General features: G+C 73.0%; 13 protein-coding genes. 11 read left to right on the forward strand and 2 right to left on the reverse strand.

The window, feature by feature from the left end; all coding sequences use genetic code 11:
- The first annotated feature begins 91 nt into the window (after positions 1-91).
- Together guaB and AQI95_RS08030 are read left to right on the forward strand one after the other, a co-directional pair.
- On the forward strand, positions 92-1,600 hold the full coding sequence (gene guaB / locus AQI95_RS08025) for an IMP dehydrogenase (RefSeq protein WP_067119562.1): 1,509 nt from the start codon (positions 92-94) through the stop codon (positions 1,598-1,600).
- Positions 1,601-1,726: 126 nt separating this feature from the next.
- Positions 1,727-2,851, forward strand: a complete 1,125-nt coding sequence (locus tag AQI95_RS08030) for a GuaB3 family IMP dehydrogenase-related protein (protein ID WP_067119565.1) — start codon at positions 1,727-1,729, stop codon at positions 2,849-2,851.
- A gap of 90 nt (positions 2,852-2,941) precedes the next feature.
- Here AQI95_RS08030 and AQI95_RS08035 read toward each other — a convergent pair whose 3' ends face one another.
- On the reverse strand, positions 2,942-3,298 hold the full coding sequence (locus tag AQI95_RS08035) for a hypothetical protein (protein ID WP_341849462.1): 357 nt from the start codon (positions 3,296-3,298) through the stop codon (positions 2,942-2,944).
- 295 nt (positions 3,299-3,593) lie between these two features.
- Positions 3,594-4,802, reverse strand: coding sequence for a nucleotide sugar dehydrogenase (locus AQI95_RS08040; protein ID WP_067119568.1), 1,209 nt, complete (start codon positions 4,800-4,802; stop codon positions 3,594-3,596).
- Positions 4,803-5,082: 280 nt separating this feature from the next.
- On the opposite strand from AQI95_RS08040, the gene AQI95_RS08045 reads away from it, so the two are divergent.
- The 9 genes from AQI95_RS08045 to AQI95_RS08085 all read left to right on the forward strand — a co-directional run bounded on the left by AQI95_RS08045 (position 5,083) and on the right by AQI95_RS08085 (position 21,926).
- Positions 5,083-6,792, forward strand: a complete 1,710-nt coding sequence (locus tag AQI95_RS08045) for a glycerol-3-phosphate dehydrogenase/oxidase (RefSeq protein WP_079071126.1) — start codon at positions 5,083-5,085, stop codon at positions 6,790-6,792.
- 240 nt (positions 6,793-7,032) lie between these two features.
- Positions 7,033-9,114, forward strand: a complete 2,082-nt coding sequence (locus AQI95_RS08050; protein WP_208614102.1) for a serine/threonine-protein kinase — start codon at positions 7,033-7,035, stop codon at positions 9,112-9,114.
- Positions 9,115-9,299: 185 nt separating this feature from the next.
- Positions 9,300-11,837, forward strand: a complete 2,538-nt coding sequence (locus tag AQI95_RS08055; RefSeq protein WP_067120408.1) for a protein kinase — start codon at positions 9,300-9,302, stop codon at positions 11,835-11,837.
- 150 nt (positions 11,838-11,987) lie between these two features.
- Positions 11,988-13,664 carry a serine/threonine-protein kinase gene (locus AQI95_RS08060; RefSeq protein WP_067119574.1) on the forward strand — a complete coding sequence of 559 codons (1,677 nt, stop codon included), beginning with the start codon at positions 11,988-11,990 and terminating at the stop codon, positions 13,662-13,664.
- Positions 13,665-13,761: 97 nt separating this feature from the next.
- The gene (locus tag AQI95_RS08065) at positions 13,762-15,585 is read left to right on the forward strand and encodes a serine/threonine-protein kinase (protein WP_067120410.1); all 1,824 of its coding nucleotides are present in this window, start codon (positions 13,762-13,764) and stop codon (positions 15,583-15,585) included.
- A gap of 78 nt (positions 15,586-15,663) precedes the next feature.
- Positions 15,664-17,271 (forward strand): serine/threonine-protein kinase, encoded by a 1,608-nt coding sequence (locus tag AQI95_RS08070; RefSeq protein WP_067119577.1) that lies wholly within the window; start codon positions 15,664-15,666, stop codon positions 17,269-17,271.
- Positions 17,272-17,345: 74 nt separating this feature from the next.
- Positions 17,346-18,317, forward strand: coding sequence for a serine/threonine-protein kinase (locus AQI95_RS08075; protein WP_079071127.1), 972 nt, complete (start codon positions 17,346-17,348; stop codon positions 18,315-18,317).
- Between the two features lie 136 nt (positions 18,318-18,453).
- The gene (locus tag AQI95_RS08080; protein WP_067119580.1) at positions 18,454-20,067 is read left to right on the forward strand and encodes a succinic semialdehyde dehydrogenase; all 1,614 of its coding nucleotides are present in this window, start codon (positions 18,454-18,456) and stop codon (positions 20,065-20,067) included.
- Between the two features lie 74 nt (positions 20,068-20,141).
- On the forward strand, positions 20,142-21,926 hold the full coding sequence (locus tag AQI95_RS08085) for a GMC family oxidoreductase N-terminal domain-containing protein (protein WP_067119583.1): 1,785 nt from the start codon (positions 20,142-20,144) through the stop codon (positions 21,924-21,926).
- The last annotated feature ends 100 nt before the right edge of the window (positions 21,927-22,026 follow it).

Consider the following 22,026-nt stretch of genomic DNA (forward strand, 5'->3'; position numbering starts at 1 on the left):
CCTGAAGCGACCCCGTACCGTGGAATTTGCTAGCGATGCTTCCCGTTAGCATGGACATCCGCACCGATCAAGGCCATTTGGGGAAGGTGTCATGACTGCCAACGTCGACGGAGTGCCCGGTAAATTCGCGACACTCGGGCTGACCTACGACGACGTGTTGCTGCTGCCGGGCTCGTCGGACATGGCGCCCGACGAGATCGACACCGCCTCGTACGTCTCCAAGAACGTGCGGGTCAACATCCCGCTGCTGTCCGCCGCCATGGACAAGGTGACCGAGTCCCGCATGGCGATCGCGATGGCCCGCCAGGGCGGCGTCGGCGTGCTGCACCGCAACCTCTCCATCGAGGACCAGGCCAACCAGGTCGACCTGGTGAAGCGCTCGGAGTCGGGCATGGTCACCGACCCCATCACCATCCACCCGGAGGCCACGCTCGCCGAGGCCGACGCGCTGTGCGCCAGGTTCCGCATCAGCGGCGTCCCGGTGACCGACGGCGACAAGAGGCTCCTCGGCATCGTCACCAACCGTGACATGGCCTTCGAGAGCGACCGCAGCCGCCGCGTGCACGAGGTCATGACCCCGATGCCGCTGGTCACCGGCAAGGTCGGCATCTCCGGCCCGGAGGCCATGGAGCTGCTGCGCAAGCACAAGATCGAGAAGCTTCCGCTGGTCGACGACAAGGGCGTCCTCAAGGGCCTCATCACCGTCAAGGACTTCGTCAAGGCCGAGCAGTACCCGAACGCGGCGAAGGACGCCGAGGGCCGGCTGCTGGTCGGTGCGGCGGTCGGCGTGGCGGGCGACTCCTTCGAGCGCGCCCAGGCCCTGATCGAGGCCGGTGTCGACTTCATCGTCGTGGACACCGCGCACGGCCACTCCCGGCTGGTCGGCGACATGATCGCCAAGATCAAGTCGAACTCCTCCGGCGTCGACGTCATCGGCGGCAACGTGGCCACGCGCGACGGCGCCCAGTCCCTGGTCGACGCGGGCGCGGACGGCATCAAGGTCGGTGTCGGCCCCGGCTCCATCTGCACGACCCGTGTGGTCGCCGGCGTCGGCGTCCCGCAGGTCACCGCGATCTACGAGGCCGCGCTCGCCGCCAAGGCGGCCGGTGTCCCGGTGATCGGCGACGGTGGTCTGCAGTACTCCGGCGACATCGCCAAGGCCCTGGTCGCGGGCGCCGACACGGTGATGCTCGGTTCCCTGCTCGCGGGCTGCGAGGAGTCCCCGGGCGAGCTGCTGTTCATCAACGGCAAGCAGTTCAAGCTGTACCGCGGCATGGGCTCGCTCGGGGCGATGCAGTCCCGCGGCGACCGCAAGTCGTTCTCCAAGGACCGCTACTTCCAGGAGGGTGTCGCCTCCGACGAGCAGCTGATCCCCGAGGGCATCGAGGGCCAGGTGCCCTACCGCGGCCCGCTGTCCTCCGTCGTCCACCAGCTGGTCGGCGGCCTGCGCCAGTCGATGTTCTACGTCGGCGGCAAGACCGTTCCGGAGCTGCAGACGAACGGCCGGTTCGTGCGGATCACCTCGGCGGGTCTGAAGGAGAGCCACCCGCACGACATCCAGATGACGGTCGAGGCGCCCAACTACAGCAGCAAGAGGTGACGTACACGCGCGCGTGAGGCCCTTCGAGGCGTGACCGACGGCGGCTCCGGACCCTCCGGGGCCGCCGTTGTCGTACCTGTCGGCGATACTGGGAGACGCTGAAACGCATCAGGGAAAGGCCAAGACGTGACTGAGATCGAGATCGGGCGCGGCAAGCGCGGCCGCAGGGCGTACGCCTTCGACGACATCGCCGTCGTCCCCAGCCGCCGTACGCGGGACCCGAAGGAGGTCTCGATCGCCTGGCAGATCGACGCCTACCGCTTCGAGCTGCCCTTCCTGGCCGCCCCCATGGACTCGGTCGTCTCCCCGGCCACCGCGATCCGCATCGGCGAGCTGGGCGGCCTCGGAGTCCTCAACCTCGAAGGGTTGTGGACGCGGTACGAGGACCCGCAGCCGCTGCTGGACGAGATCGCCGAGCTGCCGGCCGAGCAGGCGACCCGTCGCCTCCAGGAGATCTACGCGGCTCCCATCAAGGAGGAGCTGATCGGCGCCCGCATCAAGGAGGTGCGCGACTCCGGTGTGGTCACGGCGGCCGCGCTCTCCCCGCAGCGCACCGCCCAGTTCTCCAAGGCGGTCGTGGACGCGGGCGTGGACATCTTCGTCATCCGCGGTACGACGGTCTCGGCGGAGCACGTGTCGTCCGCGCACGAGCCGCTGAACCTGAAGCAGTTCATCTACGAGCTGGACGTCCCGGTGATCGTCGGCGGCTGCGCCACGTACACGGCGGCCCTGCACCTGATGCGCACGGGTGCCGCGGGTGTGCTCGTCGGCTTCGGCGGCGGCGCGGCCCACACCACGCGCAATGTGCTGGGCATCCAGGTCCCGATGGCCACGGCCGTGGCGGACGTGGCCGCGGCCCGCCGGGACTACATGGACGAGTCCGGCGGCCGGTACGTGCACGTGATCGCGGACGGCGGTGTCGGCTGGTCCGGCGACCTCCCGAAGGCGATCGCCTGCGGCGCCGACTCCGTGATGATGGGCTCGCCGCTGGCCCGTGCCACGGACGCGCCCGGCAGGGGCCACCACTGGGGCATGGAGGCGGTCAACGAGGAGCTGCCCCGCGGCAAGAAGGTCGACCTCGGCACGGTCGGCACGATCGAGGAGATCCTCACCGGCCCGTCCCACACCCCCGACGGCTCGATGAACTTCTTCGGCGCCCTGCGCCGCGCCATGGCCACCACCGGCTACAGCGAGCTGAAGGAGTTCCAGCGGGTCGAGGTGACGGTCGCGGACAGTCAGCACAAGCGCTGACGCGGACGACGTGAGGGGCCCGGCCACCAGGGAGGTGGACGGGCCCTTCGTGCTGCGGGCGCGCCGTGTGCGGCGCACGCCGCGGCGTGCCTACGCGGCGGCCTTCTTGGCGCCGGAGAACGCGGCGAACGCGGCGATGGCGAAGAAGAGGAAGGTCAGCGGGTCGGCGTCTTGCTTCCATGCCTGCTGGACCACGTCGAAGTGCTGGAAGAACACCTCGCTGAAGCCCATGTGCACCGCCTTGGCGCCGATCATCGCCTCGCCGACCAGCTGGCCGATGTACACCGAGCCGAGCGCGACGACGGCGCTGATCACCGGGAGGGCCGGGTTGCGGCCGCCCGCCTTGCCGGCCGCGAGACCGACGACGAAGCCGACACCGACGGCCGCGTAGCCGATCTCGTGCTTGGTGGCGCCGATGACGAGCCCGTAGAGCGCGGCGGCGGCCACCGCGGCGACGACGGCGGGGCGAAGGTACCCGGCTGGCCGGCGAAGGCGCCCTGCTGCGGCGGGTACGGCGCGCCGGCCGGGGCCTGCTCGGCGTACGGGGCGGCGTCGACCGGACCGGGCTGCGGCGGCTGCGGCGATGGAATTGACTGGCTCATGACAGAGATCCCCCCGAGATGGAACACGGCTGAAAGACGGAGACGGAAAACCCCCGCACACACGCGTGTGCGACGAGTCCGGGGGAGATTAACAGCCGGGGAGGCCGCCGCTCCCGGCTGTTTTCCGTTCGTGATCAGGCTCAGAGCCGGTGCGCCGACCCCGCGGGTGTGGCTCCGCGCGTGTCCAGCAGCAGCTGGGCCTTCACCGACAGGCCCTGCAGGTCGTACGTCCGGTGGTTCTGGAGCAGGATCGTCAGGTCCGCGTCGGCGGCGGCGTCGTAGAGCGCGTCCGCGCGCGGCACCGGGCGGTCCAGGACGTTCCAGTGGGCCACGTGCGGGTCGTGGTAGCTCACGGAGGCACCCAGCTCCATCAGCCGGATCGCGATCTCCTGGGCCGGTGTGCCCTGCTGGTCGGCGATGTCGGGCTTGTAGGTGACGCCGAGCAGCAGCACGCGCGCGCCGCGGGCGGACTTGCCGTGCTCGTTGAGGAGCGTGGCGGCGCGCTGGACGACGTAGCGCGGCATGCGGTGGTTGACCTGCTGGGCCAGCTCCACCATCCGCAGGGTGCGGGTGGCGTGGCCGGTCAGGTCCTGCGGGACACCGTGTCCGCCGACGCCCGGCCCCGGCCGGAACGCCTGGAAGCCGAAGGGCTTGGTCTCGGCGCACCGGATGACGTCCCACAGGTCGACCCCCAGCTCATGGCAGAGAACGGCCATCTCGTTGACGAGGGCGATGTTCACGTGCCGGAAGTTCGTCTCCAGCAGCTGCACGGTTTCCGCCTCGCGCAGCCCGCGCGCGCGTACCACCTTGTCGGTGAGCCGGCTGTAGAAGGCGGCGGCCGACTCGGTGCAGGCGGGGGTGAGACCGCCGATCACCTTGGGGATGCTGGCCGGTGTGTGGTCGCGGCTGCCGGGGTCGACCCGGCTGGGCGAGTAGGCGAGATGGAAGTCGCGGCCGGCGCGCAGCCTCGATCCTTCCTCCAGCAGGGGCCGCAGGAACTCCTCCGTCGTGCCGGGCAGCACCGGCGACTCCAGGATGACCGTGGTGTGCGAGCGCAGCCGCTCGGCCAGCGCGCGGGCCGCCGCCTCCACCTGGCTGAGGTCGAGTCCGCCGTCGGCGCCGCGCGGGGTCGGCGCACAGATCACCGCGGTGCGCACCCGGCCGAGCTCGGCCGGGTCGGTGCCGGGCCGGAAGCCGCCCGAGTGCATCCGGCGCAGTTCGGCGGGGCTGAGGGAGCCGGCCTCGGGCCCGGTGGCATAGCCGATGGTCGGGATGCCTGCCGCGACGGCGGCCTGGGCGAGCGGCAAGCCGTAGGAGCCGAGTCCGATGACGGCGAGGTCTGCGGGCATGCGTGGGCCGTCCTTCCCAGTAGCCGAAGCGGGACAGGTGCGCAACCGCTGTCGACACGTTGAGCGAGTGCTCTGCCAGACTAGGTACACATATGACAGTTATGTGTGATTGTGTTCGTGTGTCTTCCGAGGGTTGTGCGCGAGTTGTCCACAGGTTGGGAGCCCGTGGTGGCTGAAGTCGGGCATCCCGGTCAGAATTTGGGCATGAGGAGGGGATGAACCGGGCTTCGCCCACCGGGTGCGGCCGACGGATGCGAGTCTGCGACAGCGGGAGGCAGCGGTGAGGACAGCGACTCTGGGCCCGGTGCAGCGCGCCGAGGCACTGGCGGGGATGGCGGAGCGGGAGCTGGACGTGCTGGTGATCGGTGCCGGAGTCGTCGGCGCGGGCACCGCGCTGGACGCCGTCACCCGCGGTCTGTCCACCGGTCTGGTCGAGGCGCGCGACTGGGCGTCCGGCACCTCCAGCCGGTCCAGCAAGCTGATCCACGGCGGTCTGCGCTATCTGGAGATGCTCGACTTCGCCCTCGTCCGCGAGGCCTTGAAGGAGCGCGGACTGCTGCTGGAGCGGCTCGCCCCGCACCTGGTCAAGCCGGTGCCGTTCCTCTACCCGCTGCAGCACAAGGGCTGGGAGCGGCTGTACGCGGGCTCGGGCGTCGCGCTGTACGACGCGATGTCCATGGCGCGGGGACACGGCCGAGGCCTGCCTCTGCACCGCCATCTGACCCACCGTCACGCCCTGCGTGTCGCCCCGTGTCTGAAGAAGGACGCCCTGGTCGGCGCCCTGCAGTACTACGACGCGCAGATGGACGACGCCCGCTTCGTTGCCACACTGGTGCGCACGGCCGCGTCCTACGGCGCGAAGGTGGCCAACCGCGCGCGGGTGACCGGGTTCCTGCGCGAGGGCGAGCGGGTCGTCGGCGCCCGGGTGCAGGACGTGGAGGGCGGCGGGGAGTACGAGATCCGCGCCAAGCAGGTGGTGAACGCGACCGGTGTGTGGACCGACGACACCCAGGCCATGGTGGGGGAGCGCGGCCAGTTCCACGTCCGCGCCTCCAAGGGCATCCACCTGGTCGTCCCCAAGGACCGCATCCACTCCACGACCGGCCTGATCCTGCGCACCGAGAAGTCCGTCCTCTTCGTCATCCCCTGGGGCCGGCACTGGATCATCGGCACCACCGACACCGACTGGGACCTCGACAAGGCCCATCCGGCCGCCTCCAGCGCCGACATCGACTACCTGCTGGAGCATGTCAACTCGGTGCTCGCGGTGCCCCTCGGCCGCGACGACGTGCAAGGGGTGTACGCCGGTCTGCGCCCGCTGCTCGCCGGGGAGTCCGACGCCACCAGCAAGCTCTCCCGGGAGCACACGGTCGCCCACCCGGCGCCGGGACTCGTGGTCGTGGCGGGCGGCAAGTACACGACGTACCGGGTGATGGCCAAGGACGCGGTCGACGAGGCGGTGCACGGCCTGGACGTGCGCGTCGCCGACTGCGTGACGGAGGAGACCCCGCTGCTGGGCGCGGAGGGGTACCAGGCGTTGTGGAACGCGCGCGCCCGGATCGCCGCCCGCACCGGACTCCACGTGGCCCGCGTCGAGCATCTCCTGAACCGCTACGGCTCGATGGCCGAGGAGGTCCTGGAGCTCATCGCCGCCGACCCCGGCCTGGGCGATCCGCTGCAGGGCGCCGACGACTACCTGCGCGCCGAGGTGGTGTACGCCGCCTCGCACGAGGGCGCCCGGCATCTGGACGACGTCCTCACCCGCCGTACGCGCATCTCCATCGAGACCTTCGACCGGGGCACGCGCAGCGCCCGGGAGGCGGCCGAGCTGATGGCGCCGGTCCTCGGCTGGGACAAGGACCAGATCGAGCGCGAGGTCGAGCACTACGAGAAGCGGGTGGAGGCCGAGCGGGAGTCCCAGCTCCAGCCCGACGACCAGACGGCGGACGCGGCCCGGCTGGGGGCGCCGGACATCGTGCCGCTCAACTGACGGGCGCGCCCCCCACACGCCCTCACCCGGCCCACGGCACCGGAGCGCCGCGGAACTCGCCGGTCGACGTGCCGGTTTCTCCCTTCTTACGACCCATCATCCCGGTAAGCGGAACGCCCGCTTCACAGAACTGCGCGATCCCGGGGGGCCGGGCCGTGCCCAGGGGCACCCTGGGCGCCCGGCACTTGTCGAGTGAGAGACAATGGAGGCTCTGTCAGGGCGGGTTGTATGAGGGGACGCATGTCGGAGGCGGAGCGGGCGGGTGCATCTCGTCAGGGGACTCGTCAGGACAAGAGCGAGCGTCGTCTCCTCGCCGGGCGGTACCGGCTGGGAGACGTGCTGGGCCGGGGCGGTATGGGCACGGTCTGGCGCGCCGAGGACGAGACCCTGGGCCGGACGGTCGCCGTCAAGGAGCTGCGGTTCCCGTCGAACATCGACGAGGAGGAGAAGCGGCGCCTGATCACGCGCACCCTGCGCGAGGCCAAGGCGATCGCCCGGATCCGCAACAACAGCGCGGTGACGGTCTTCGACGTGGTCGACGAGGACGACCGGCCGTGGATCGTCATGGAGTTGGTGGAGGGCAAGTCCCTCGCCGAGGCCATCCGCGAGGACGGTCTGCTGGCGCCGAAGCGCGCCGCCGAGGTGGGTCTCGCCGTCCTCGACGTGCTGCGCTCCGCGCACCGCGAGGGCATCCTGCACCGCGACGTGAAGCCGTCCAACGTCCTCATCGCCGAGGACGGCCGGGTCGTGCTCACCGACTTCGGCATCGCGCAGGTCGAGGGCGACCCGTCCATCACGTCCACCGGCATGCTCGTCGGCGCCCCCTCCTACATCGCGCCCGAGCGCGCCCGCGGTCACAAGCCGGGACCGGCGGCCGACCTGTGGTCGCTCGGCGGCCTGCTGTACGCGGCGGTCGAGGGTGTGCCGCCGTACGACAGGGGATCGGCGATCGCCACGCTCACGGCGGTGATGACCGAGCCCCTCGGGGAGCCCAAGAACGCGGGCCCGCTCAAGGACGTCATCTACGGCCTGCTCACCAAGGACCCGGCCGAGCGGCTCGACGACACCGGGGCCCGGGCCATGCTGGGCGAGGTCATCCACGCGCCCGAGCCGGAGGCGCTGGACGCCACCCGCGTGGTGCCGCTGCCGGTGCCGCCCGGTCCGGTCGCGGGCAAGCGGGGCGAGGAGGCCGGGGAGAAGCTGCGCGGCGCGCTGCGTTCGGTCCGCAAGGCGGCCGGTGCGGCGGCCCGGACGAAGAACGGCGAGGACACGGACACACCGGGTGCGGGCGGACCGAGGGGCGCGAGCGGCAGTGCCGCCGGCGCCCGCCCGGCCACGCCCGGCGGCGCCCGCCCGGCCGCCCCCGGCGGGGTGCGGCCCGGTGCCTCCGGTGGGGCCCGGGGCGGGGCCCCCGCGGCGGGTGCCGGGGCCGTCGGCGGACGGACGGGGTCCGCCTCCGGAGCCGCCGGTTCCACCGACGCGCCGAACTCCGGCGCGAAAAAGACGAGTTCCGGCTGGCCCGTGGTCCCGCCGCCGGACCTGGACCTGCCGCCGCGGCCGGTGCCCAGGGCGCCGCTGACCGACGTGGTGCCGAGGCGCACGCTGGTGATCATCGCCGTGGTGGTCGCCCTCGCGGTGCTCGGCACCGTCCTGGCCATCGCCCTGAGCGGCGACGGCGGCAAGGACGACAAGGGCAGCGGTTCCAAGGCGGTGGCGAGCGCCGGCGCGTCCGCCAAGCAGGACAAGGGCGACAAGGCCAAGGGCGGCGGGGCGCAGACCGACGGGGCGAGCCCGTCGTCCGCCGGTAGCGGTTCCGCTCCGGGCTCCGCCGTCGACGCGAGCGCGTCCACCGGCGACTCCGGCAAGTCCGGTGCGAAGGGCGGCGGAATCGCGCCGGCGGTGTCGACCCGCAAGAGCGGCCAGGGGTACTCGATAGGGTTGCCCAAAGGATGGTCGTTCAAGTCCAGCGACGGCGCGGGCGACCGCTACACCGGTCCCGACGGGCAGAAGCTGCTCGTCGGCTGGACCGCCACCCCCAAGGACGACCCGGTGGCGGACTGGGAGAACCAGGAACGCTCCATGGTGCGCGCGCAGTACCAGAAGATCCGCATCGAGAAGGTGGACTACCGCGACTGGAACACCGCCGACTGGGAGTTCACTTACGTCGACGGCCCCAAGTACCGCACCATCGACCGGGGTTTCGTCGTCAACGCCCGTCTCGGTTACGGACTGATGTACACCGCGAAGGCCGCGAACTGGGACAGCGCGTTGCGCGAGGACACCTGGAAGACCCTGACGACGTCCTTCGAGCCCAAGTCGTAGCCGTCGTAGGCCCAAGTCGCGGGCCGCGGGCGCCGTTTTGGGGCGTGAGAATCCGTCATCCACTCAATGCGGGTTGCCTCCGGCACGTATCGTGAATGGTTGAGGACCGTACGCAGCCGGATGCGTGTGCGAAACGGGTCGTGAGGCGAACGGATGTGACCGACCGGGCGGCCGGGGGAGGCAACGTGGACGACTACGCGGGTCGGGTGCTCGCCGACCGCTACCGCCTGCCGCTGCCACCCTCCGACGAGTACGAACTCACCGAGACCCGCGCCTTCGACACCTACAGCGGTCAGGAAGTGCTCGTCCGGCAGGTGCCGTTGCCTGAGGTCGTCGAGGCCGAGGTGCTCGATGCCGAGGGGCTGCCCGAGGGGTTCACCGCGCGTGAGCGCGGGACCCGTCGGACGGCGGACGCCCGCACCGCCACCCGCCGGCCCGCCGATCCTGCCGTGCGGCGCGCCGTCGAGGCCGTGCAGGCGGCGGCCCGCATCCCCGACCATCCGCGGCTGGACCAGGTCTTCGACGTGTTCGCCGAGGGCGGGTCGCTGTGGATCGTCAGCGAGTCGGTGGCCGCGCGTCCGCTGGCCGCACTGCTCGCCGAGCAGCCCCTGTCGCCGTACCGGGCGGCCGAGGTCGCCTCCGACGTGCTCATGGCGCTCAGGGTGCTGCACGGCCACGGCTGGGTGCACCGCAACATCACCGCGCGCACGGTGCTGGTCTGCGACGACGGCAGGGTGATGCTGACCGGCCTCGCGACGGGTGCCGCCGAGGAGGCGCTCTGCGGGTACGACCCGGTGCCGGACGAGGGCGGTTCGGCGCCCGCGGAGGCGGCGGCCGGGGTGGAGCGGGCCGAGCCCGCCGTCGGCGGCCCGACCCACGGTGCGCCCTCCGCCGACGCCGATCCCGAAGCCGCCCGCCGGGCCGCGATCCAGGCGAGGGCGGCCGGCGGGCTCCCGCCGCCGGGGGCGAACGGCGCGTCCGGCGGCGGCGGAGTGCCCGGTGCGGCGGGGCAACGGCCCCTGGAGAGCGGCGCGGACATCCGTGCCGCCCGCGCCGGGGCCATCGCCGCGTACCGCGCGGGCGCGCGTGCCGCCGCCCGGGTGCAGGAGACCCGGGAGAGCGGGCGCCCCGCGCTGCCCGCCGCCAGACCGCCCGCCGAGGACGGCACCGGCGCCGACCGGGCCGACGGCGCGCCGCCGTCGTCGTACCCCGGCCGACCCGGCACCACGACACCGCCCGGCCGCACAGCAGACCCCTACGGCGTGCGGGGCGCCCCCTGGCACGGCGCCTCGCCGCGCACCGGCGCCGGCGGCTCCCCGGCCCCGGGCGGCACCCCCCGGCGCCCCGGGCTGCCCCCGGCGGACCCCCGCCCCGGCCTCCCACCGCTCCCGGACCAGGCCCCCGACCGGCCCTCCCTCCCGCCGCAGCAGTCGCGCTGGGACGAAGGCGGGGATCCGGTCGCGCCCCGGCGCGGCCCCGCGACGGCGCTGGCCGCCGAGCGGGCACGGCAGGTGCGGACGACCGTCGTCGGGCCGGTGACCGAGCGCTGGGCGCCGGAGCAGGCCGGACCCGTGCACGAGAACTGGCAGCTGGCGGCGCCGATCGGGCCCGCGACCGATCTGTGGGCACTCGGCGCGCTGCTGTTCCGGGCCGTGCAGGGGCATGCGCCGTACCCGGAGGAGTCGACGGCCGAGCTGGTGCAGCTGGTGTGCGCCGAGCCGCCCGCCTTCGCCGAGGAGTGCGGGCCGCTGCGGCCGGTCGTGGAGTCGCTGCTGCGTCAGGACCCCACCGAGCGACTGGACTTCGAGGAGCTGAGCGGGTGGCTGCGCTCGCTGGTGCGGTCCGCGCCCGAACCCGACGCCGGTACGCATGTCGTGCCCGTGCCGTCCGCCGATCCGCGCCGGCTGCCGATCGTGCGCCGCCGCGGCGAACTGGTGCGGCTGCGGCGCCGGCGCGCCGCGCTGCCCGAGACCCATCCGCACGGCCGGCACAAACGGGCCCGGGAGGAGGCGCGGGCGCCGCGCAGCCTCGGCCGGACCCTGCTCCTGCTGATCCTGCTCCTGCTGGCCGGGGCGATCGCGTACGCGATGCTGTTCATGCCGAAGCAGGGTCACGGCGCGGCGGCGGGCAGCGACCGCACCGGCAGCGCGGGGCAGGCGGGCCCCGCTCCCTCGCACGGCCCGCGGCCGTCCTCGGGGCAGTCCGCGGACGGCGGCCCCTCCGCCTCCGCGCCCGCCACCGGGACCCGGACCGACGGCGACCAGCCCGTCGCCGACGGGTTCAGCCTGCGCAAGGATCCGGACGGTTTCCAGATCTCCGTGGCCAAGGGCTGGGACCGCACCCCGAAGAACGGCAGCGGCCAGGTGGTCTACTCGCACGGGAACTTCGAGCTGATCGTCGTACCCGGACGGGACGGCGCCGCGGCCTACGGCAGCGATCCGATGGCCTACCAGCGGGACAAGGAGAGCGAACTCCAGCCGTACCGCACCTCCAGCTGGGCCACGGCCACCGGCCTGAGAACCATCGAGGTGGGCGGACGCACCATGGCCGAGGGGCAGTTCACCTGGACCGACGGGCAGGGTCGCGACCTGTTCGTGCGGAACATGGCGATCCTGTTGGACGGCCGCTATCACATCGTCCAGGTCCGCGGCCCGGAGGCCGAGCGGGACACGGTGACCCGGCTGTACGAGCAGGCCACGACGACGTACCGCTACACGCGTTGAGCGCCGCGTATACCGGCCGTCCGGTCCTGGCCGATTTGCGGCGGCGACAACCGTCACAGTGCTGTCACCTTGGGACCCCACTGGTTCCCTGTTTACGGACCGGTCCTTAATCTGACCCTGTCAAGAGCATTGCGGGGCAACGTGAATCAGATGCAGGGCCTGCTCATAGCGGGCCGCTACCGGCTTGCCGATTCCATCGGCAGCGGCGGCATGGGCCGGGTGTGGCGTGCCCACGACGAGGTGTTGCACCGGACGGTCGCCGTCAAGGAGTTGACCGCCGCGCTCTACGTCTCCGACAGCGATCAGGCCGTTCTCCTGGCCCGTACCCGGGCCGAGGCACGTGCCGCCGCGCGTATCAACCACTCCGCCGTCGTCACGGTGCACGACGTCCTCGAGCACGACGGGCGCCCGTGGATCGTCATGGAGCTGGTCGAGGGCAACTCGCTGGCCGACGCGGTCAAGGAGCGTGGACGCGTGGAGCCGCGGGAGGCCGCGCGCATCGGCCTGTGGGTGTTGCGGGCCCTGCGCGCCGCGCACTCCGCCGGCGTCCTGCACCGGGACGTCAAGCCAGGCAACGTCCTGCTCGGCCGCGACGGCCGGGTGCTGCTCACCGATTTCGGCATCGCCCAGATCGAGGGCGACTCCACCATCACCCGCACCGGAGAGGTCGTCGGCTCGGTCGACTACCTCGCGCCCGAGCGGGTGCGCGGCCACGATCCCGGCCCCGCCTCGGACCTGTGGGCGCTGGGCGCCACGCTGTACACGGCGGTCGAGGGCCGTTCCCCGTTCCGCCGCACCTCACCGCTGAGCACCATGCAGGCGGTCGTCGAGGAGGATGCCGACGAGCCGCGCCACTCCGGTGCGCTCGGCCCCGTCATAGCCGCCCTGCTCTGCAAGGAACCGGAGCGGCGGCCGAGTGCGGAGGAGGCCGAGCAGATGCTCGCCGAGGCGGCGGAGGGCCGCCGCCCGCACGCGGCTCAGGCGTTCGTCCCGACCCAGAACTCCGGCCTGCACGCGGGCCGGACGAGCACCCTGTCCGCCTCGGGCTTCGGCGCCGCCGGGACGGCCCCCGGCGCACCGGCGGTCCCGGGCCGTTCCGCGACCGGGGCCACGGCCGTCGCCCCGGCTCCCCAGGGTCCGGCGCCGGTACGGCCCCGGCGTCGTCGCCGGCTGCGCACCCTCGCGCTCGTCGTCGCCGTCGCGGCCGTGCTCGGCGGCGGTGCGGCGGTGGCCTTCCAGGAGTTCGCCGCCGGCACGGAGCAGAACGCCGGGTCGGGCGGGGGCGCGGGCCCGGCCACCTCGTCACCGTCCGCGAGCGGCAGCACCGCACCGGACTCCGAGGGCACGGTCCCCGACAGCTGGAGGCTCTACCGCGACCCGCTCGGTTTCAGCCTCTCCCTGCCCAAGGGCTGGAAGCGGACGGTCTACCAGAACCAGGGCGCCCTCAAGCAGGTCGACTACAGCCCGGACGGCGGCCTGCACTTCGTGCGCATCGCCATCGACAGCTCGCCGGACTTCGCCGACGCCCTCGCGCACCAGAAGGACCTGGAGCAGCAGTTGCAGCGGCTGGTCGACTACCAGCGCGTGGCCATGAAGGAGAACCTCTACCGCGACCGCAAGGGCTCGCTGTGGGAGTACACCTGGTACGCCCTGAAGAAGGACCCGCCGCACGTCGCCGGCGCGCGCCACGCCATCGAGGAGACGTACTACTCGCGCGCGGGCACCGAGTACGCCATCTACATGTCGACACCGGCCGGGGACTGGGCGAAGACCAGCAAGCAGTTCAAGTGGGTACTGCAGAGCTGGCAGCAGCCGAACGAGGGCTGAACGACAGCCGATACGGCTGAAAAGCGCTGGTCGTGTGACGCGGCTTGGCTGATCGGCGCCCCGGAGCCCATGGGTCCGGTGCGGCATGATGGGCCTCATGGGGACCGAGGGCGCCGACTTCCGGGTGATCGCGGGCCGCTATCGCCTGGAGGCACGCATCGGGCGTGGCGGCATGGGCGTCGTGTGGCGGGCCACCGACGAACTGCTGGGGCGCCGGGTCGCGGTCAAGGAACTCCTCCCGGACGACTCCCTCTCCGAGGACGACGCGCGGCGCCGCCGGGACCGCACCTTCCGCGAGGCGCGGGCGGTCGGCCGGCTGCGGCATCCGCACATCATCGTCGTGCACGACGTGGTGGAGCAGGGCGAACGCCCCTATCTGGTCATGGAGTTGGTCGAGGGCGGCTCGCTCGCCGACCTGATCTCCCGGCAGGGCCCGGTCGACGCCGCAGAGGCCGCGCGGATCGGCATCGCCCTGCTCAGCGCGGTGCGCACGGCGCACGAGGCAGGGGTGCTGCACCGGGACATCAAACCCGCGAACGTCCTGCTGGAGTCCGGCACCGGCCGGGTCGTGCTGACCGACTTCGGGATCGCGCAGGTCGCGGGCGCCACCACGCTCACCGAGACCGGCTCCTTCGTCGGCTCGCCCGAATACACCGCGCCGGAGCGGATGTCGGGGCTGCGCACCGGCCCGGAGTCCGACCTGTGGTCGCTGGGCGCGCTGCTGTGCACGCTGCTCAGCGGCGAGTCGCCGTTCCGGCGCGACTCGCTCGGCGGCATCCTGCACGCGGTCGTCGCCGCCGACATCCGGCCGCCCGCCGAGGCCGAGCCGCTGCTGCCGGTCGTACGGGGCCTGCTGGAACGCGACCCCGACCGCCGACTCGGCGCGGGAGACGCCGAGCTGATGCTGCGTGCGTTCCTGGAGACGGGCCGGACCCCGGAGGCGCCGGGCACGTCCGGCGCACCGGCCGCCGGGCGCGGCCACCGCATCGGCGGGGCCCGCACGCCGAGGGCCGGGACGCCGAGGGCCGGGACGCCCGGGGGGCGTACGCCGACGTCCGATGCGGCCGGGGGCGGCTTCGCGGGGTCCGACACGTCGGGCAGCGGTACGGCGAGCGCCGCCGCGGCCTACACGCCGACCCAGCAGGACGTACCGCACGGCGGACCCCCGCCGCCCACCGCGTCCGCGGCGGCGGCACAGGCCCCGGCCCGCACGTCCACGCGCGGTGTGCTGGTCGCGGCCCTGCTCGTCGCCGCGCTGGCGGGGGCCGGTGTGTCGGCGGCGGCGCTGCTGCTGCACGGCAGCGGCGGCGGGGGCGGCGGCAACCCCGGTGGCACGGCGACCTCCCCGGCGACCGGGACCGGCACCGGCCCGACCGCGTCGTCGGCCTCGCCCTCGGCATCGACCACCGCGAGCCCCACACCCACCGGGACCCGTCCGACGGCCACCGGTTCGGCGGGCCCGGCCGGCTCGCGCACCGCGCCCTCCGGTTACCGCACGGCCCGGGACCCCGCCGGCTTCTCCCTCGCCGTACCCGAGGACTTCACCCGCACTCCGCAGGGCGGGCGCGTCTTCTATCTCTCACCGGGGGACACCTTCCGGCTCGGCGTCAAGGTGGCCGCCCCCCAACCGGGCGGCCCGCAGGGCGTGATGGAGCGCTCGGCGGCCGAGGGCCCGGACACCAACCCCGGTTACCACGACGGCCGGGTCACCGCCACCTCGCACGGCGGACACCCGGCCGCGCTGTGGGAGTTCACCTGGGACGGCTACAGCGCGGCGGAGGGCCCGCGCCACACCTACGACCTGTGCTGGGAGGAGGCCGGGCGGATGTACGACGTGTGGGTGTCGGCGCCGGTCGGCAAGGTGCGGGAGGCGCGGGAGTACTTCGACGTGGCCCTCGACACCTTTCGAGCGGGGACCTGACGGCGGCTCGGTCACGGGTTCGTGACCGGTCGCCCTTCCCTGTGGCTGGGTGCGTGCGGGGCGCGGTATGGATGACGCATGAGCAGCAACGGGGGTACCGGCCAGGAGGCCGACGACACGACGAGCTTTGTTCTGCGACCACCGAAGCCGCAGTCGGACGCGCAGCCGGAGGTACGGCCGCACCCCGTCCCGCCCCGGCAGCGGGAACCGGGCGCCGGACGGCTCATCGGCGGCCGGTACCGGCTGCTCGACAAGCTGGGCCACGGCGGCATGGGGACCGTGTGGCGGGCCGAGGACGAGACGGTGGACCGGGAGGTCGCCGTCAAGGAGCCCCGCCTGCCGGACCACCTTCCCGAACGGGAACGCGCCAACGCCTTCGAGCGCATGCGCCGCGAGGCCCGCGCGGCGGCCCGGCTGGATCACCCCGCGGTGGTGAACGTCCATGACGTCGCGGTCGTCGACGGCCGGCCCTGGCTCGTGATGGAGCTGGTGCGCGGGCGCACTCTCGGCGACGTCCTGCACGAGGGCACGCTGGGCGCGCGGGAGGCGGCCCGGATCGGCCTGCAGGTGCTCGGCGCGCTCCAGGCGGCGCACGCGGCCGGCGTCCTGCACCGGGACGTCAAGCCCGACAACGTCCTGCTCGGCCGCCACGACCGGGTGGTCCTCACCGACTTCGGGATCGCGCAGATCGAGGGCGACACCCGGCTCACCGACACCGGTGGCTTCCTCGGCTCGCCCGAGTACATCGCGCCGGAACGGGTGCTGGGGCAGCGGCCCGGCCCGGAGAGCGACCTGTGGTCCCTGGGGGTGCTGCTCTACACGGCCACCGAGGGCGTCTCGCCGTTCCGCCGCAGCAACACCCCGGCCACCCTCCAGTCCGTCCTCAACTCCACGCCGGCCGCGCCCGCGTCCGCCTCCGGCCCGCTGGCCGAGGTCATCGACGGGCTGCTCCGGAAGGACCCCGCGCGACGGCTCCCGGCGGACCGGGTCCGCGCGCTGCTGGAGGAGGCGCTGCGCCCGCCGGTGCCCACCCGGCAGATCGTCCAGGTGCCCGCCCCGGCCGGCCGCTCCCGCCGCCCGGGCCGCACGGTGTGGCTCGCCGTGGGCGCGGCCGTCGTCGTGGCGGCGGCGGCCGGCGCCGTGGTGCTCGCCGATCCGTTCGCGGGCCCGCTGCCCGACGGCTGGAAGACGGTGGCCGAGCCCGGGCTGGGGGCGTCCCTGGGCGTCCCGGCGGGCTACCGGCCCGGGAGGCCCGGCAAGGACGACACCGACAAGAACTGGGTGACGTACCGCGACGCGAGCGGCGGCATCTGGATCAATCTGCACCTGGCCCGGAAGTCGCAGGACCCCCTGCACGAGATCGCGAGCAACGCGTCGGCCCAGATGCAGGCCGAGAACGAGAAGTTCCGCAACGAGGGCGAGTACACCCTCAACATGCCCAAGGGGGCGAAGACCCGCCCGGCGGACGCCACTTACCACGGTCGACAGGCGGCGAGGAACACGGTCGACTACACCGGCACCGACAGCGATCCCCGCCCCTGGGAACTCCAGATCTTCTACTACCGCACCGCGTCCGGGGACATGTACAAGCTCACCGTCTCCTATCCGGCCCGGGGCGACTTCACGGCCCGCGGCCGGGAGGTGGCCGAGGCGGCGATCGCGAACCTGGACATCGAGAAGCCCTGACGGGTGGTCGGCTCCGGCGGCGCGGCCCCACCCCCGCTTCGACAAGGGCGTGGTGCGCACGGTACTCATGTGACATGAGTGGAGACGGCGCACACCCGCCCGACGCACCTCTGAGCGAACCCGTGCCCGGCGCGCGTCCGGGCGGACCCGCGCCCGGCGCACGTCTGATCGGCGGCCGCTACCGGCTGGCCGGACCGCTCGGTTCCGGGCCCACCGGGACCGTCTGGCGGGCCCGGGACGAGCAGGCGCAGGGCCGCCCGCTCGCCGTCAAGGAGCCGCTGCTGCCCGGTGATCCGGCCGACGACGAGGGCAGTCGCCGTGCCGCTCACCGGCTCTACCGGGAGGCCCGCGCCGCGGCCCGGGTGCGCCATCCCTCCGCCGTCACGGTGTGCGACGTCGTCACCGAGGGGCATGTGCCCTGGATCGTCATGGAGTTGGTGGAGGGCGAGTCGCTGCAGGAGGTGCTGCGGCGCGGCCCCCTCCCGCCCGAGGAGGCCGCCCGGATCGGGCTCGCCGTCCTCGGCGCGCTGCGCGCCGCGCACGCCGTCGGCATCGTGCACCGGGACGTCAAACCGGCCAACGTCCTGCTGGAGTCCGGCACCGGGCGGGTCGTCGTCACCGACTTCGGGACCGGTGACGGACACCCCGGGGACCTGCCCGCCGGTTTCATCGCCCCCGAGCGCGCCGCGGGCCCCGGCGCCGGCCCGGCCTCCGATCTGTGGTCGCTGGGCGCGCTGCTCCACGCCGCCCTGGGCGACACGGACCCCGGCCCGCTGGGCCCCCTGCTGGACCGACTGCACGCCGACGAGCCCGCGGCGCGCCCCGACGCGCGGGAGGTCACGGCGGCACTGCGCGCGTACCTGGGCCTGGCGCCCGTACCGGACCCGGAACCCGAGGCCGCACCCCCAGCCGCACCTGGCCCGGCGCCCGCGCCCGCCTCCGGATCCTCGGCGGAGCCCTCGTCCGCGCCCCGCCCGGACCCCCGTCGCCGCGCCCCGCGCACCGCGCTCGGGCTGCTTCTGGCGAAAAAAGCCGGACTCGAATGATCGTTCTGCTTGCGGCTCTGTCAACGCCCTGATCAGCGCATTCGCTGCCAGTGATCACTGGCAGCATGTGAGCAGTCGGTGAATCCCCATTACCGACGGGTACACAAAGCTTGCACTCCGGCATACCCTGCGCGTCATGACGGACACGCAGGCCCCGGACAGCACCGGCACCAACCCCCTCGCGCCCGCCCCCGAGGGCGCTCGCACCGCCGCCGACGTGGTCACCCCGGAACTGGTGGCCCAGCTCACCAAGGGCGTCGTCGGCTCCGGCCGTACCGCCAACCACACCCCGTTCACCGGCGAGAAGCTGGCCGACCTGCCCGAGTCCACGCCCGAGGACGTGCGGAGGGCCTTCGAGGCCGCCCGCACCGCGCAGACCGTGTGGGAGAGGACCCCGGTGGCGCAGCGGGCCGCCGTCCTGCTGCGCTTCCACGACCTGGTGCTCCAGCGGCAGGCCGAGGTGCTCGACCTCATCCAGCTGGAGACCGGCAAGGCCCGGCTGCACGCGCACGAGGAGGTGCAGGCCGTCGCCGTCGCGGCCCGCCACTACGGGCGCAAGGCCCCCGCCTATCTGCGCCCCAAGCGGCACACCGGCGCCGTCCCCACGCTCACGAAGGTCACCGAACTGCGCCACCCGCGCGGGGTCGTGGGCCAGATCGCGCCCTGGAACTACCCGCTGGAGCTGTCCGTCGGCGACGCGCTGCCCGCCTTCGCCGCCGGCAACGCGGTCGTCATGAAGCCGGACACCGAGACCTGCCTCACCGCCCTCTGGGCGCGCGACCTGCTGATCGAGGCCGGCCTGCCCGAGGGCGTCTTCCAGGTCGTGCTCGGCGACGGCCCGGTCGTCGGCCCCGAGGTCGTCAAGCACGCCGACTACGTCTCCTTCACCGGCTCCACCCGCACCGGCCGCGAGGTGGCCCAGGGCGCCGCCGCCCGCCTGGTCGGCGTGTCCCTCGAACTCGGCGGCAAGAACGCCATGCTGGTGCTGGCCGACGCCGACGTCGAGAAGGCCGCCGCCGGTGCCGTACGCGCCTGCTTCTCCTCGGCCGGGCAGCTCTGCATCTCCATCGAGCGGCTGTACGTCCACGAGTCGATCGCCGACGCCTTCCTGGAGCGTTTCGCCGCCCGCACCCGGGCCATGCGGCTCGGCAACTCCCTCGCCTACGGCGCGGACATGGGTTCGCTGGTCGGCGAACGCCAGCTGAAGACGGTCGAACGGCACGTCCAGGAGGCGGTGGCCAAGGGCGCGACGGTGGTCGCGGGCGGGACGGCCCGCCCGGACATCGGCCCGTACTTCTTCGAACCCACCGTCCTCGACGGCGTCGAGGACTCCATGGCCGTGTGCGAGGAGGAGACGTTCGGCCCGGTCGTCTCGATCTACCGCTTCTCCTCCGACGACGAGGCGATCGAGCGCGCCAACGCCACGCCGTACGGCCTCAACTCCTCGGTCTGGACGCAGAACGCCCGGCGCGGCCGCGAAGTCGCCGCCCGTCTGCGCACCGGCACGGTCAACGTCAACGAGGGCTACGCTCCCGCCTACGGCAGCGTCCAGTCCCCGATGGGCGGCATGAAGGACTCCGGCCTCGGCCGCCGCCACGGCTCCGAGGGCATTCTCAAGTACACGGAGGCCCAGACCGTGGCCCAGCAGCGCCTGCTGCCGATGGCGCCGTCCCTGGGCATGACCGACGAGGGCTACGCCCGCTTCATGAGCACGAGTCTGCGCCTGATGAAGGCATTCCGGTTCAGGTAACCCACCGAGGGGCGCGGGGAACTGCGCGACAGACCACAGACGGCCCGCACGCGATACTCGACGAGGAGACCCCCGTGCCCCAGGACGCCCATGCCTACGACTACGACGTCATCGTGGTCGGATCGGGATTCGGCGGTTCGGTGACCGCCCTGCGCCTCACGGAAAAGGGCTACAAAGTAGGCGTGCTGGAGGCCGGCCGCCGCTTCACCCGCGAGGCCCTCCCGAAGAACTCCTGGGACCTGAAGAACTACCTGTGGGCCCCCAGGCTCGGCATGTACGGCATCCAGCGCATCCATCTGCTGGGCAACGTCATGGTCCTGGCCGGCGCGGGCGTGGGCGGGGGTTCGCTGAACTACGCCAACACCCTCTACGTACCGCCGAAGGCCTTCTTCGACGACCCCCAGTGGCGGGACATCACCGACTGGCAGGAGGAGTTGAAGCCGTACTACGACCAGGCCCGGCGCATGCTCGGCGTACGGCTCAACCCGACGATGACCCCCTCCGACGTGCATCTGAAGGCCGCGGCCGAGCAGATGGGGGTCGGTGACACCTTCCACCTCGCCCCGGTCGGCGTGTTCTTCGGCGACGGCAAGGACGCCGACGGCGCGGCGACGGCGCGGCCGGGCGGGCAGGTCGCCGACCCGTACTTCGGCGGCGCCGGTCCGTCCCGCAACGCCTGCACCGAGTGCGGCGAGTGCATGACCGGCTGCCGGCACGGCGCGAAGAACACCCTGAACGAGAACTACCTCTACCTCGCCGAGAAGGCGGGCGCGGTGGTCCACCCCATGACGACGGTCGTGTCCGTCACGGACGACTCCCGGGGCGGGTACGCGGTGGCGACCCTGCCGACGGACGGGAGGAAGAAGGGCTCGGGCCGGCTCTTCACCGCCCGCAAGGTCGTCCTCGCCGCCGGCACGTACGGCACCCAGACCCTGCTGCACCGCATGAAGACCGGCGGCCAGCTGCCCTATCTCTCCGCCCGCCTCGGCGATCTGACCCGCACCAACTCCGAGGCGCTGGTCGGCGCGCAGACCGACGACCGCCGCTACCGCAAGGCGACCGGGCAGGCGCGGGCCGACTTCACGCGCGGAGTCGCCATCACCTCCTCCATCCACCCCGACGAGAACACCCACATCGAGCCGGTCCGCTACGGCAAGGGCTCCAACTCCATGGGCGGCCTGTCGATCCTCCAGGTGCCCTACGCCGAGGGCTCCTCGCGCGTCCTGGGCTGGCTGGCGAACGCGACCCGCCACCCCGTGCTGGTCGCCCGCTCCCTGTCCAACCGCCGCTGGTCGGAGCGGACCATCATCGGCCTGGTGATGCAGTCGCTGGACAACTCCCTGACGACGTACCTGAAGCCCGGCGGCGTCGGCAAGGGCCTGCTCACCGCACGGCAGGGCCACGGCTCGCCGAACCCCAAGCAGATCAAGGCCGCCACACAGGCCGCCTCCGTGCTCGCCGCCGAGATCAACGGCTTCGCCGGCAGCAATGTGGGCGAGCTGATGGGCACCCCGCTGACCGCGCACTTCCTCGGCGGCTGCCCCATCGGCGACTCCGCGGAGACGGGGGTGATCGACCCGTACCACCGCCTGTACGGCCACCCCGGCATCTCGGTCGTGGACGGCGCCGCCGTCTCGGCGAACCTGGGTGTGAACCCCTCGCTGACGATCACCGCGCAGGCCGAGCGCGCGATGTCCTTCTGGCCGAACAACGGCGAGGAGGACCAGCGTCCGGCGCCGGGCGCCGCGTACGAGCGGCTGAAGCCGGTGGAGCCGCAGGCCCCGGCGGTCCCGGCGGAGGCGTTCGGCGCGCTGCGCCTGCCGTTCCTGGGGATGCCGGCGGTACCACCGAAGAAGTAGACCGCCCCGGGAAAGCGAAGAGGGACCTGCATCCCCCTCCGAAGGCAGGTCCCTATCGGCCGTTTGTCGGCTCGGCAGGTTTGATCGGCGAAGGCCGCGA

Origin of the sequence: Streptomyces yokosukanensis, from assembly GCF_001514035.1 — a bacterium.
Lineage (GTDB): Bacteria > Actinomycetota > Actinomycetes > Streptomycetales > Streptomycetaceae > Streptomyces > Streptomyces yokosukanensis.

Bases quoted from the DNA above. Each gene is read 5' to 3' on its own strand.
- guaB (WP_067119562.1), top strand. From the start codon at position 92: ATGACTGCCAACGTCGACGGAGTGCCCGGTAAATTCGCGACACTCGGG.
- AQI95_RS08040 (WP_067119568.1), bottom strand. From the start codon at position 4,802: ATGCCCGCAGACCTCGCCGTCATCGGACTCGGCTCCTACGGCTTGCCG.
- AQI95_RS08050 (WP_208614102.1), top strand. From the start codon at position 7,033: ATGTCGGAGGCGGAGCGGGCGGGTGCATCTCGTCAGGGGACTCGTCAG.
- AQI95_RS08060 (WP_067119574.1), top strand. From the start codon at position 11,988: ATGCAGGGCCTGCTCATAGCGGGCCGCTACCGGCTTGCCGATTCCATC.
- AQI95_RS08065 (WP_067120410.1), top strand. From the start codon at position 13,762: ATGGGGACCGAGGGCGCCGACTTCCGGGTGATCGCGGGCCGCTATCGC.
- AQI95_RS08070 (WP_067119577.1), top strand. From the start codon at position 15,664: ATGAGCAGCAACGGGGGTACCGGCCAGGAGGCCGACGACACGACGAGC.
- AQI95_RS08075 (WP_079071127.1), top strand. From the start codon at position 17,346: ATGAGTGGAGACGGCGCACACCCGCCCGACGCACCTCTGAGCGAACCC.
- AQI95_RS08080 (WP_067119580.1), top strand. From the start codon at position 18,454: ATGACGGACACGCAGGCCCCGGACAGCACCGGCACCAACCCCCTCGCG.